This window comes from Myxococcaceae bacterium JPH2, assembly GCA_016458225.1.
Lineage (GTDB): Bacteria > Myxococcota > Myxococcia > Myxococcales > Myxococcaceae > Citreicoccus.
The window spans coordinates 446,037-457,801 of sequence record JAEMGR010000010.1 but is presented as its reverse complement, the minus strand read 5'-3'; the positions used below and the strand labels follow the sequence as shown (position 1 = coordinate 457,801).

Here is an 11,765-nt window from a genome sequence, read left to right as displayed (position 1 = left end):
AATCTCTTCCACGTTGACCACGGCGTCGCCGTTGCCGAACTTCTCCAGCTCGCGGCGCGTGCGCGCCAGGCTGAAGAACAGCTTGCGCTGGGCTTGGGTCGTGCCGAGTTTCACCAGGGACCAGCTCTTGAGGATGTAGTTCTGGATGTACGCGCGGATCCACCAGACCGCGTAGGAGATGAGGCGGATGCCCTTGTCCGGATCGAACTTCTGGACCGCCTTCATCAGGCCGATGTTCCCCTCCTGGATGAGGTCCGACATCTTGATGCCGTAGGAGCGGTACTCGTACGAGACCTTCACCACGAAGCGCAGGTTGGAGGTGACGAGCCGGTGACCCGCGGACAGGTCGCCTTTGATGAAGTCTCGGGCCAGGGCCTGCTCCTGCTCCACCGTGAGCAGGGAGTAGTGGTTGATCTCCGAGAGGTACATCGCCAAGGAGCCAGAGTTGGACGACTGCTCGGTCGAGGCCTGCATGTGAGTTCTCCCGGTGGCGGCCTCGCGTGGGAGGCCCAGAGGTGATGCGGCGGGTTTCTTCGCCGTGACGACGGAACGGGTTGGGTGGAGCAACCGGGATGCCAGCGGAGGGAACGCTCTTTCCCTCGTGACTGCGGGGGGTTGGCGGTCGCTTGGCCCGGTGCGACGAGATGGGTCGGTAAGCGTTACGGCCCGAGCGCGGGGAAGGCTCGAACACGGGGCTGCAAAACGTGCGCGTCTGTCCGCAAGTGGCCTCCGGTGCACGTGTGCCGACGATTCGTCGGGACGTGAGTGGGACGCGGGACCCGCGCGGCTTCGCTTCGCGGCGTGGTCCCAATATGGGAACGCCTAATCGGGCACGCATGCGTGGGCCCACGCTTTTTCATGGGCCGTTCGCGTGAGCCCAGGGCGTGCGTGCGCTCGGGCTCAGCGGGCGGGCGGGAATGCGCGACGCGGGGTTAGGGTGCGCGGCGCCGAGCGGCGTCCGCCTCGAGCGCGCGGTGCAGGGACTCGAGCATGCGCGCGGCTTCGCCCGCCGCCAGGGGCCGATCGCCGAAGCGGGCCTCCAGGTAGCGGCGCGTGAGCGGCGTCAGCACGGGGGTAATCGGATGGCCTTCGCGTTCCAGGCGCGCGGAGAACTCCTCCAGTGCCTCGCCCTGTCGGCGGGGCGGACCGCCTTGGGCGAGCCGAGCCTCCACCGCGTCCACGAATCGCGTGGCCTCCATGGGCCGTACGCGCCGCTTCCTCCGTGAGAGGGCGCGCCACGCGCGATACACGACGGCGGCGACGAGCGCGGCCGTCACCCAGGCGCGCAAGGGCGGCAGCCGGCTGGGCGTGCGTTCCTCGCTGCCACGCGGCGGGCGCACCAGCGCGCGCGCCACGTCCATCTGATCCCGGAACGAGTAGTCGACGACCGAGTTGCGCCAGCGCGACTCCAGGGCCTCATAGAGCGCGAGGATGCGCTGCACGAAGACCGAGGACTGGGTGGGCCGGTGCGCCGGAGGCGTGGCATCCACCGTGACGAAGCCGCGCCCGGGCACGAGGACGTGCGTCCATGCGTGGGCATCTCCGGCGCGCACCAGATAGGCGCCGTCCACGCGCTCGCCGCCGAAGAAGCCCGTGGCCAGTCGCGCGGAGATGCCCTGCGTGCGCAACATCAGCGTGAGCGCGGTGGCGAAGTGCTCGCAGTGGCCCGCCTTGCGCGTGAAGAGGAAGTCCGCGACGGGATCTGCCACCTCGCCGCTCAGCTCCAGCGTGTACCCGTACTCCCGTTGCAGCCACGAGGCGAGCTTGCGCGCGGCGGCCAGTGGCTCACGCTCGCCATCGAGCACCTTCGCCGCGAGCGGCGCCACGCGTGGATCCAAGCCCTCGGGCAGCGCCAACAGTTGGTCGCGCTCCGCGCGCGCGAGCTTGCCCGTCGAGCCTTCCTCCGCGTTGGGAGGCAGGCTGTAGGCCTCGTAGGTGTAGGAGATGCCGGACTCGACGAAGCGCACCTCGCCGCCGCCCAGCCGCTGCACGACGGTGCGTCGCGTGCCGATGGCGGTATGCACGAGCGCGTTGCCCAGCCGGGCGGGCATCTCCAGCGCCACGAGCGTGCGGCCGCCATATGCGGGCAGCAACTCGACGCGTTGATGCACCAGGGTCTCGCTCCCTGGGCGGAGGATAATGCTCTCTCCGCTCTTCTGCGGCGCGCCGACGCTGGTCCACTCCTGCCCGTCGAACGTGTCGTAGGTGCGGCCCACCCAGTACGCCCCGAGCGCGTCGAGTTCTGGATCCGGCGTGAGCGTCGCGCGCAGCACCACGCGCGGGTTGCCCTTGATGGTGCCCGCGCCACCGAGCCGCACCGTGTCCGAGAACCCGGCCGTCGCGGCGCCCAGGCCGGGAGCGGCGCGGGGGCCGACCACCGTCCAGTTCAGACGGGGGAAGAGCACGAAGAACGCGACGGCACCCGCGACCGCGAAGGCCAGTCCACTCGACAGGGGGCGCAACACGCCGCGCACCGGAACGGGTTCGCCCTCCGGCACCGCGCCCTCCACCACGCCCAGCGCGAGGGCGAGGCTGGACAGCACACCAAAGCCGATGAGGCACACGCCGTAGACCATGTCGCCGGACAGTGCCGCGCCGCCCGCGACCATCAGCAGGCCGGCCAGGTTCGTCTGCCCGTCCGCGGTCGCGTCCGGCTGCGACAGCATGCGATGCGCGGCGATGAGTCCCGCGAAGGAGCAGGCGGCTACCACCATGTTCATGGCGCCGGACGTCACCTGGAGCGCCAGCACCGCGGCCACGCCCAGGAGGAGCACCGCGGTGAGCTTCGCGCGCCGAGCGAACACGCGCTTTCCAAGCAGGGCCAGCGCGAGCGCGAGGCCAAACAGGCCCAAGGTCCAAAGCGGCAATTGCCCCGACACCGCCATGGAGGCGAAGGCCGCGCCAGCGCCCAGGTCCCGCAGCAGCAGCCGGAGTCGCAGCGGGCGCGCGCTCATGCGGCCTCCGAGGTCCGCACGCCCTCGAAGCCCCGCCGCGCCACTGGCTGGAAGACGCACACCGCTCGGGTGATGCCCGCGGCGGGACGCATGGTCGCGCTCGGCGCATCGAGGCCGAGGGCATGTCGCAACACCCTACGTCCCAGCAGGTCGGCGCTCATGCGGCCTCCGAGGTCCGCACGTTCTCGAAGCCCAGCCACGCCAGGGTCTGGAGGATGCGCTTCTCCTGCGCAGTTCCCGTCGCCGACCTCAAGGTCGCGCCTGGCGCATCGAGGCCCACTTCATGGCCGTCCGCGAGCAGCCGATGCGCCTGGGCCGCGACTTCCTCGCAGCGGCGGTCCAGGGTGTCTCCGCCCAGTCCTGCCTCCACGGAGAGCTGGTACGTGCGGCGCTCCTCGCGTTCGCGCTCGACCTTGAGCAGCTTCCCCTGCGAGGCACTCTTGAGCCAGTGAACGCGGCGCGCGTCCTCGGAGGGGGCCAGCTCGCGCAGTCCCGCCACGTCGCCGGTGCCGTCGTTGCGGCGCGGATTGCCGGACTCCCCCGCGGGCCCCAGCTCCGAAGTCACGGGCTCGCGACAAGCGAAGCTCCGCCGCGGATAGACGAGCAGAAGCCCCTCGACCGGGAGCACGCGCGTCTTGGCGAACAATCCCAGGGGCCACGTCGTGGTGACGCGCACGCCCGTCAATCTCACCGGGCCTCGGCGGGGCGCACCCAGGTCCGCGCGCACGATGGCCTCGGTGCCCGGGGGCAGATGCCCCACGCGCCCCTCTCCAGTGAGAGGGGCTTCCGACTCGGACAGCGTGAGCGCGAAGCCATGGCCCTTCTTGCGAGACACCGCCCATCGGAAGGCGAAGGGCTCGCCCGCAAAGGCCGCGTCCGCGCCCACCCGCCGCACGCTCAGGTCGCCGATGCAGCGCTCGGAGAGCACGCCGGACACCACGACCATGCTCAGCAGCATCCCGAGCAGCAGGTACAGCAGGTTGTTTCCGGTGTTCAGCGCACCGAGCCCCACGCCGAATGTCACCACGAGATACGTGCGGCCCGTCCGGGTGACCCGGAGCGTCCGAGGCGGTCTCAGCCACGCGCGCAAGCGGGCCTGGAAGCTGCGAGGGGCGGGGGCGTTCACCGGGGCGCCGGCACCTTGCGAGCGATCTCCTCGAGGAGGTGCGCCGCCTCGTCCCGCGCGGACACGCCCTGGACCGCGCTGCGCAAGAGGACGCGGTGTGCCCAACACGGCACGAGCAGGGCCCGCACGTCTCCGGGCGTGACGAAGTCCCGAGCCTCCCATGTCGCACGAGCCCGCGCCGCCGCGCCGAGCGCCAGCACCGCACGGGTGGAGGCGCCTCGCTCGATGTCGCCATGCTCGCGCGTCGCGACCGCCAACCGCACCACGTACTCCGCCACCGCGTCGTCCAGGCGAAGTCCCGCGGAATGGGCCCTGAGCGCGGAGACCTCCTCCGGCCCACAGACGGCCTCCACCGCGTCCAGCGGCGCATGGGCGCCTCGGGCCGACAAGAGCCGCGCCTCGACGTCCGGGGCCGGAGGGCCGAGCGACAGCCGCATGAGGAAGCGGTCGAGCTGGGAGTCTGGCAGCGGGTACGTGCCGGAGAAGTCCACCGGGTTCTGGGTGGCCACCACCGTGAAGGGCGCCGGGAGGGGCAGGGTGGTGCCGTCCATCGACACCTGGCCCTGCGCCATGGCCTCCAGCAGCGCGGACTGGGTGCGCGGCGGCGCGCGGTTCAGCTCATCGGCCAGCACGAGCTGCCGGAAGAGGGGGCCGGCGCGGAAGGTGAAGGTGGCGGTTGGTGCGTGGAACACCTGGGCGCCGAGGATGTCGGCGGGGAGCAGGTCCGCGGTGAACTGGATGCGCGCGAAGGACAGGGCGCAGGCCCGGGCGAGCGCCTCGGCCAGCGTCGTCTTCCCCACGCCCGGCACGTCCTCCAGGAGGAGGTGACCGCCGGCGACCAGGCACGTCACCACATCCTGGACCTGGGTGGGCTTCCCCTGCACCGCGCGCCCGAGCTGGGCGGCGATCCGCTCCATCGCCGAGCGCGCGGATGTGGGAGTGAGAAGGGGGGCGAGGACGCGTGCGGGCTGGGTCATCCGGCGGCGGACTCTAGCCCACTCGCTCCCGGGTCGGCACACCGGACGAGCCCGCCGTCCGGTGCTGGACGCCCGCCCGCTATCCGGGTCGGGCGCGCCGCCTCACGCCTGGAGGACTTCCTCGGGCGTGTAGTAGGGCTGGCGGGCGGAGGACGACACGCTCACCCCGAAGTAGCGGAACATCCGCTCGTGGTGGGTGGCCAGCCCCCGCAGGCGCACCGGCCGCTCGGCCAGCCCGCACGTCAACACGCCCACCGCGCTGTCCTTGAACTCGCGCAGGTGTGCGAAGTCCAGCACGACCTCGCACTCTCGCAGGGCCTCCAGCGAACTGCGCAACTCGAGCGCGGTCCGCCCGTCGAGCGTCCCTTCCAGGCGCAGGGTGACACTCCCCGCCGCCTCCTCCTCCCGGTGAATCTGCAGCCCCGCCATGCTGTGCTCTCCCGTGGACCTCTTCACGACACCGTGCATCCGGCGACGCACCCGTCACCGGGCGCGAACTCTGCGCCCGGCCTCCGGCGAAGTTCAGTCCCAACCCAGCAAACTCGACGTGACTGTCGGCCAGCGGGCGGAGCACGTGTCACGCAGGCATCAACCCTCCCGGTCATCCGTCTGCTGTGCCGCGCGCAGCGTCAGCTCGCGGGCCTGCTTCGCCTTCAGCTTGCGAAACTCCTTCACGACCTTGGCGGGATAGCCGGCCATGAACTTCACCCGCCGCTCCCGCCTGGCCAGGATGCGCTGGGCCAGGCCCGGCCCCGCGTTGTAGGCCACCAGCGCGCGCTCCAGTGTCCCGAAGCGCTGGATGAGGTCCGCCAGGTACGCCGTGCCCAGCTCCACGTTGGTCTCCGCGTCGAACAGGTTGGTGCGCCGGCCCAGCCGGAAGCCCGCCTTGTTCGCCAGGTACGTGCCGGTATTCGGCATCACCTGCATGAGGCCCATGGCCCCCACGGTGGACACCGCATAGTTGTTGAACGAACTCTCGCAGTGGATGAGCGCCACCACGAGCAACGGATCCAAGTGGTTGCGGTCCGCCTCGCGGATGATGGCCACGGCCAGCCGCCGCTGCTGGCGCGCCGTCAGTCCGGAAGCCCGGACGGCCTCCGCCACACCCAGGCGCTCGGCGTCGGCGTAGTGCGAGTCGTCCGAGGCCTCCCGCAGCTTCTCCTGGATGGCCTTCAGCTCCGCCTCGCGCTCGGCCAACTGCTGGCGCAGCGCGACCACCGCGGGAGCCTCACCGAGTGCTTCCTCCGGAGGCAGCACGGGAAAGGCCCTCGCCCCACTTCCCACGAGCAACGCCGCCGCCATGGCCACCCATCTCAAGCCCCGCATCACGCCCTCCCCGACACCCGACCCCGTGTCGCCCACGCCGCCCCATCCACTTCAAAGGCTCGGCGCCAAGCAGGCGGTGTGCCAGGGCGTGGGGCCTCGTGCGGCGTCCACTGCGCGACTTCTGGCGGGGGCCGGGTGGGCGGATTGCCCGCGGGGAGGCAGGGAAGTTCCCACCCTGAGGCGTGGCCGTTCCCACCGTGTTGCCGGGCTCAGCGGTGATTCCTAGCTTCGCGACCAGTCAATCCCGCGAGCGGGCGAGGGCAGGGGAGGCGAGGCGTGTACTGGACGATGGGCATCATCCTGATGGTGCTGTGGGTACTGGGGATGATCAGCGGCTCGACGGAGGGGTACTGGGTGCACCTCTTGTTGTTGTTCTCGCTGGTGGCGCTGGTGCTGGGGGCGGCCAGCACGGGGCGCAATCGGGGTTGGGCGTGAGCCGGGAGCTGGACGTGGCGCGGCTGGAGCTGCCGCGCGACGAGAAGGGCTTCGTGCGTCGTGAGTGCCCGGCGTGTGGCCGCACCTTCAAGACGCGGCCCAGTCGGTACGATGCCCGTGCCGTGCACCGGCGGTTGGCTTCCCTTTTCCCGTTCGAGAACGCGCACGAGAGTGGGGACTCGGAAGGGCCGCCGTGGTGCTGCCTGTACTGTGGCCACAAGGCGCCCACGGATTCGTGGCTGACCACCGAGCAGCACGTGCACGTCGAGCGCGTGGCCCGCGCCTGGGCCAACCACGTGCGCTACGAGCAGCTCGCGCACGTGACGCGGACGCTGTCGCAGAACCCTCGGCCCACCTTCGTGGTCGTGCCTCCCGAGGACCTGCCGGGCCCCATGCCGCCTGACTCCGAGTCCCTGCGCGTCATCCCCATGGTGTGCTGTGGCGAGGACGTGCAGGCCCTCTGGGAATGGGACAGCGCGCTCTACTGCCCGAGGTGCGGCGCGCACCACGGGGGGCTGAGCGGCCGGCAGCAGATCCACCTGCGCTTCATCCAGGAGTAGACGCTCCTGGGCGCGCCGGGCAGTCTCTCCGGCGCGATGAGGAACGTCTGTCTGGGGATGGTGCTGCTGGCCGCGCTGTGGGGGAGCCTCGCGCGCGCGCACGACGCGGACATCCTCTATGCCCAGGCCCGTCGCGACGCAGCGGACGCGTCCCGAGTCCAGGAGACGGTGACGCTGACCGCGAACACGCTGGCGCTGCTCGTGCCCTCGGACGCGACGGGCTCCCTCACCCAGGCGGACCTGGACGCGCGCGCGGCCGCCCTCTCTGTGGGCGTGTGGGACGCGATGCCGATGACGGCTGGTGGCAAGGCCTGCGTCCGGAGTGGCCAGCGTGCGTGGCTGCGCGATGCCTACGTGGAGCTGAGCGCCACGTTCGAGTGTCCCGCCGGTCCGCTGCGGCAGACCTTCCGGTTGCTCGCGGTGTTGCCAGCCAACTACCGGGTGGTGGTGGGCAGCTTCCTCGAAGGCGAGGGGCCGGGCGCGTTGTTCGCGGACGCGGCGCAGCCGTCCGTGATTTTGCCCGGGCCCGGCGAGTCGGCCGGGCGCGTCTCGGGTCTGGGCGGGTGGATCTCCCTGGGCATCCACCACATCTTCAGCGGGGTGGATCACCTGGCCTTCCTGCTGGCCGTGTTGCTGGTGGGTGGCTCGTTCCGGCGCGTGTTGTGGCTGGTGACGTCGTTCACGGTGGCCCACTCGTTGACGCTGGGGGCGACAGCGCTGGGGTTCGTGGTGCTGGACGGCACCCGCGCCCGCTGGGTCGAGGCGGCCATCGCGGCGTCGATCATCTATGTGGCCGTGGAGAACCTCGTGCTGCGGCGCCACGAGCACCGCGTGCTCGTCACCTTCCTGTTCGGCCTGGTGCACGGCTTCGGCTTCGCCAGCGCGCTGCGCGAGCAGGGACTGGGGCAGGACGTGGTGTCGGGGCTGTTGGGTTTCAACCTCGGCGTGGAGGTGGGGCAGGCCGCGGTGGTGGCGGTGTTGCTGCCCGTCCTGCGCATGGTTCAGCGCCGCCCCACGCTGCATCAGCGCACCGTGCGATTCCTCTCGCTTGGCATCCTCGTCGCTGGTGGCTACTGGATGGTCCAGCGGGCCCTCGGTTGAATCCCCAGGAGGCCGTTCCTAGCTTCCCTCGGAAGAGGGTGGGGAGGGACGCTGATGGGTGCGAGGCATACGCGGTTGGCAGCGGCGCTGGCCGCCGCGTGGGAAGCAGAGGTCGTGTCCGCCCGACGCATGACGGCGCTGGCGGAGCGCATGGGGGACGCGCGCGTGCGGGCACGGCTCATGGTGCTGGCGGCCTTCTGCCGGGCGCATGCCTCGCGCCTGCTGGCCCGACTGGCCGCGCTGGGCCGCGGACCGCTCCCCGTTCCCCCTGAGGACATCGAGCTGGGCGCGGACACCGTGTTGGAGTTGCGCCGCGAGGGCGCCTTCGCCCGCGTCTCCGCCACCCGCTACGAGTCCACCGCCGAGCTGGCCCGGCAACAAGCGGACCTGTCCTCCGCTTGGGTCTGCGAACTCAACCGCACCGAGGAGCAGGACCGCGCCCGGGAGCTCCTGGCCTTGGCGGAGGGCGCGCTCGCCACCCTGTCCATGGACGCCGCGGCGGCGGCTCCTGCGGATTCCTGAGTCTCAGGCGTGCACGGCCGGTGACAGTCCCGGCGCCTTGGGCGTATGAAACCGCCCATGGCGAAGGAGAGCTACAACGATCTCATCTTCCAGCTCGGTGACCTGGCGCGCGATCGCTTGCCGGGCAAGCCGGGCTGCCCCCGTTCCATGGACCGTGTGTTCAAGGCCGAGGAGGCCGTGGTGGCGAGCCGCGACCAGCTCGGCGCCATGGAGCAGGAGATGAACGACGAAGACGCGGCGTTCCAGGACTTCCTCGCGCAGCAGGACGAGGAGCGGGTCGGGCACCAGGCGATTGTCACCAAGTGGAAGAAGGCCGTGGACTCCGTGGAAGGCAAGGTCCGGGGGCTGCGCAAGACGCTGACCAACAAGCGCGCCGACTACCGCTACGCCCAGTTCGGCCTGAAGCAGATGGAACAGAAGATGGAGGACCTGGAACTCATCACCCAGGACGCGAGCCGGCTCGACGTGGCTCGCCAGAACCTCAAGAAGAACCGCATCACCCAGATGCGCCTCGCCCGCGAGATTGAAGACCTGGAGCATCAGGTCGCCACGGCGCTGACGCCCTTTCCGGGACAGCCCGGCGCCGCCGGCATCCTGGCGCACAAGCGCCTGCTGGAGATGGAGGACGAGCAGGAGGCACGCAAGCTCGCCCACGACGAGCGCATGGCGGAGTTGGATCAATCCATCGCCACGCAGGAGGAGGCGGTGAAGGCCTCGGAGGATTACCTCGATCAAGCCCTGTTCCTTCTGGGCGAAGAGGTGTATTCCCTGCGCATCGCGGACGCGCAGCTCGCGCCGTTCTACCCTCGTCTGGATCGCGCACAGTGAGGGGGGCACCCCGCCCGTAGTGCTTGACGTGGGGGGCGTGTCTGCTATCTTGCGCCGCTTCCTGGCGCCCGTGGGATGCTGTGCGGGCCAGTTCATTGATTTTATTGGGTTTTCAGCGCCACGGGCGCTCGCTGTGAGGACGACGTGAAGGGTCTGATTGGCAAGAAGATCGGAATGACCCAGGTGTTCAACGACGAGGGCAACCTCGTTCCGGTGACGGTCATCGACGTCAACACCTGCCAGGTGATGGGCAAGCGCACCCCGGAGAAGGATCAGTACTCCGCGGTGACCCTCGGCTTCGGCGAGGTTCGCGAGAAGGTGCTGACCCAGCCGGTGCGTGGCTTCTTCAAGAAGAACAACGCCGCGGCGCGCCGCCACCTGAAGGAGTTCCGCGTGTCTCCTGAGGAGGCTGCGGGCTTCAACGTGGGCGACGCCGTGAAGGCGGACATGTTCGCGAAGGGCCAGCTCGTGGACGTCACGGGCATCACCAAGGGTCGCGGCTTCTCCGGCGTCATGCGCCGCTGGAGCTTCAAGGGTTCGCAGACGAAGACGCACGGTACGCACGAGTACCAGCGTCACCCGGGCGCCATCGGTCAGCGTAAGACGCCGGGCCGTACGTACCCGAACAAGAAGATGCCCGGCCACTACGGCGTGGAGCAGGTCACCACCCAGAACCTGTCCGTCGTGGCGGTGGATGTGGAGAAGGGCCTCGTCCTGGTCAAGGGCGCCGTCCCGGGCCACAACGACGCCATCGTCTACGTTCGCCCCAGCATCAAGGTGGCGATGCGCGAGCAGCACAAGGCCGCGCGCGGCTGATTCACGCAGCGCGTCTGTACTCGAGCGCGACCGACGCCCCGTCTCCGGACCCTTCCAGGGTGCCGGGCGGGGCGTTCGTTTTTTCAGCCCTGAAGGACCCGGAAGCGTTCGGCAGTGGGCGGGAGGGGGGCCGGGGATGGAAAGTCCTGCAAGCCGGGGCGCCCTCACCTTGCCGTGAGGGGGCGGCGTGTGCACATCGCTGTGCCACGGAAGAGGCCTGATCGGTGACGCAGGCCTCGCGTTGGGGGAGGCTCTGCCTCTCGCACACGGCGGCCCCCCCGGGCCGGGCAGGAGCCATGAAAGCACGCACGTTTCGCGTCCTCACTTCGCTGCTCGCCACGCTGACGGCGCTCGGGGCTGCCGCTCAGGAGGAGGGCGTCCTCGACTCGGCGGTCGTCCGCAATCGGCTGTATCGCCCGGCGGGACATCCGGAGCTGTCGTTGTCGGTGGGTCTTCCGGTGCAGACGCACCTGACGGCCCACTACTTCTTCGACGTGGGCCTCGCCTACAACCTCTTCGACACGCTCGCCCTGGAGGCCCGTGCTGGCTACGCGGCCAGCCGCCACACGGGGTTGGCGCGCTCCATCTCGGAGAGCTTCCTGGACCGGCAGGACAAGAAGATCACCGACGAGTTGGAGGACCTCTGGCAGATGAACTTCCACGGGGTCGCGGGTGTGCGGTGGGCGCCCGTCTACGGGAAGCTGAGCCTGGTGTCCGACATCCCGGCGCACTTCCAGGCGTACCTCTGGGCGGGCGGTGGGGTGGGCTCGTTCAAGCGCCAGTCCATCATCCAGTGCTCACACGTGGTGGACCGCACGGCGGGCGTCTGTGACGACCGGACCGCGCTGGATGATCGCGGCAGCGCGCGCGAGGACTTCTGGGTCCACGAGACGCGCGTGGCGCCGGTGGTGTCCGGGGCGCTGGGCTTCCGCTTCTTCATCCTCGACAAGCACGGCGTGAAGCTGGAGGTGCGCGATTGGATCTTCCGCGACAGCTACCGGGTGAACCTGCTGCGCGATGACTGGGAGGCCGGACGCGAGACGGGTGAGAGCGCCCCGAGCCCCGGACTCACGCACCTGGTGCAGTTCGACCTTGGCTACACCTTCTCCTTCTAGGCCGG

At 70.2% G+C, this 11,765-nt stretch carries 14 protein-coding genes; 7 read left to right on the top strand and 7 right to left on the bottom strand.

The annotated features are described in order from the left end of the window. The 7 genes from JGU66_19310 to JGU66_19280 all read right to left on the bottom strand — a co-directional run. Positions 1–474 (bottom strand): sigma-70 family RNA polymerase sigma factor (locus tag JGU66_19310; GenBank protein ID MBJ6762918.1); only part of this gene is annotated, 474 nt, incomplete at its 3' end. A 458-nt stretch (positions 475–932) separates the two neighbouring features. After that, positions 933–2,954 carry a DUF3488 domain-containing protein gene (locus JGU66_19305; protein ID MBJ6762917.1) on the bottom strand — a complete coding sequence of 674 codons (2,022 nt, stop codon included), beginning with the start codon at positions 2,952–2,954 and terminating at the stop codon, positions 933–935. After that, the gene (locus JGU66_19300; protein ID MBJ6762916.1) at positions 2,951–3,115 is read right to left on the bottom strand and encodes a hypothetical protein; all 165 of its coding nucleotides are present in this window, start codon (positions 3,113–3,115) and stop codon (positions 2,951–2,953) included. Before JGU66_19300 ends, JGU66_19305 begins: the two co-directional genes overlap by 4 nt. Next, positions 3,112–4,080, bottom strand: coding sequence for a DUF58 domain-containing protein (locus JGU66_19295; GenBank protein MBJ6762915.1), 969 nt, complete (start codon positions 4,078–4,080; stop codon positions 3,112–3,114). Before JGU66_19295 ends, JGU66_19300 begins: the two co-directional genes overlap by 4 nt. Beyond that, positions 4,077–5,057: an AAA family ATPase gene (locus JGU66_19290; GenBank protein ID MBJ6762914.1), complete on the bottom strand. Its 981-nt coding sequence runs from the start codon at positions 5,055–5,057 to the stop codon at positions 4,077–4,079. Before JGU66_19290 ends, JGU66_19295 begins: the two co-directional genes overlap by 4 nt. Before the next feature lie 102 nt (positions 5,058–5,159). Further along, complete coding sequence (locus JGU66_19285; protein MBJ6762913.1) at positions 5,160–5,486, bottom strand: STAS domain-containing protein; 327 nt, start codon at positions 5,484–5,486, stop codon at positions 5,160–5,162. Between the two features lie 159 nt (positions 5,487–5,645). Next, entirely contained in the window at positions 5,646–6,383 is a 738-nt protein-coding gene (locus tag JGU66_19280; protein ID MBJ6762912.1) for a transglycosylase SLT domain-containing protein, read from the bottom strand. A gap of 276 nt (positions 6,384–6,659) precedes the next feature. Here JGU66_19280 and JGU66_19275 point away from each other — a divergent pair, with 276 nt between their 5' ends. From JGU66_19275 to JGU66_19245, 7 genes are all read left to right on the top strand, one after another. Beyond that, the gene (locus JGU66_19275) at positions 6,660–6,818 is read left to right on the top strand and encodes a lmo0937 family membrane protein (GenBank protein ID MBJ6762911.1); all 159 of its coding nucleotides are present in this window, start codon (positions 6,660–6,662) and stop codon (positions 6,816–6,818) included. Further along, positions 6,815–7,378 carry a hypothetical protein gene (locus tag JGU66_19270; protein ID MBJ6762910.1) on the top strand — a complete coding sequence of 188 codons (564 nt, stop codon included), beginning with the start codon at positions 6,815–6,817 and terminating at the stop codon, positions 7,376–7,378. Before JGU66_19275 ends, JGU66_19270 begins: the two co-directional genes overlap by 4 nt. A 36-nt stretch (positions 7,379–7,414) precedes the next feature. Next, complete coding sequence (locus tag JGU66_19265; protein ID MBJ6762909.1) at positions 7,415–8,479, top strand: HupE/UreJ family protein; 1,065 nt, start codon at positions 7,415–7,417, stop codon at positions 8,477–8,479. 54 nt (positions 8,480–8,533) lie between these two features. Further along, on the top strand, positions 8,534–9,001 hold the full coding sequence (locus JGU66_19260; protein MBJ6762908.1) for a hypothetical protein: 468 nt from the start codon (positions 8,534–8,536) through the stop codon (positions 8,999–9,001). 57 nt (positions 9,002–9,058) lie between these two features. Next, positions 9,059–9,829, top strand: a complete 771-nt coding sequence (locus JGU66_19255) for a hypothetical protein (protein MBJ6762907.1) — start codon at positions 9,059–9,061, stop codon at positions 9,827–9,829. Positions 9,830–9,973: 144 nt separating this feature from the next. Next, positions 9,974–10,645 (top strand): 50S ribosomal protein L3, encoded by a 672-nt coding sequence (gene rplC / locus JGU66_19250; GenBank protein ID MBJ6762906.1) that lies wholly within the window; start codon positions 9,974–9,976, stop codon positions 10,643–10,645. A gap of 296 nt (positions 10,646–10,941) precedes the next feature. Next, positions 10,942–11,760, top strand: coding sequence for an outer membrane beta-barrel domain-containing protein (locus tag JGU66_19245; protein MBJ6762905.1), 819 nt, complete (start codon positions 10,942–10,944; stop codon positions 11,758–11,760). Positions 11,761–11,765 lie beyond the last annotated feature (5 nt).

Coding starts and splice junctions, on each gene's coding strand:
- JGU66_19305 (MBJ6762917.1), bottom strand. CDS start 2,954: ATGAGCGCGCGCCCGCTGCGACTCCGGCTGCTGCTGCGGGACCTGGGC.
- JGU66_19300 (MBJ6762916.1), bottom strand. CDS start 3,115: ATGAGCGCCGACCTGCTGGGACGTAGGGTGTTGCGACATGCCCTCGGC.
- JGU66_19290 (MBJ6762914.1), bottom strand. CDS start 5,057: ATGACCCAGCCCGCACGCGTCCTCGCCCCCCTTCTCACTCCCACATCC.
- JGU66_19285 (MBJ6762913.1), bottom strand. CDS start 5,486: ATGGCGGGGCTGCAGATTCACCGGGAGGAGGAGGCGGCGGGGAGTGTC.
- JGU66_19280 (MBJ6762912.1), bottom strand. CDS start 6,383: ATGCGGGGCTTGAGATGGGTGGCCATGGCGGCGGCGTTGCTCGTGGGA.
- JGU66_19265 (MBJ6762909.1), top strand. CDS start 7,415: ATGAGGAACGTCTGTCTGGGGATGGTGCTGCTGGCCGCGCTGTGGGGG.
- JGU66_19260 (MBJ6762908.1), top strand. CDS start 8,534: ATGGGTGCGAGGCATACGCGGTTGGCAGCGGCGCTGGCCGCCGCGTGG.
- JGU66_19255 (MBJ6762907.1), top strand. CDS start 9,059: ATGGCGAAGGAGAGCTACAACGATCTCATCTTCCAGCTCGGTGACCTG.
- JGU66_19245 (MBJ6762905.1), top strand. CDS start 10,942: ATGAAAGCACGCACGTTTCGCGTCCTCACTTCGCTGCTCGCCACGCTG.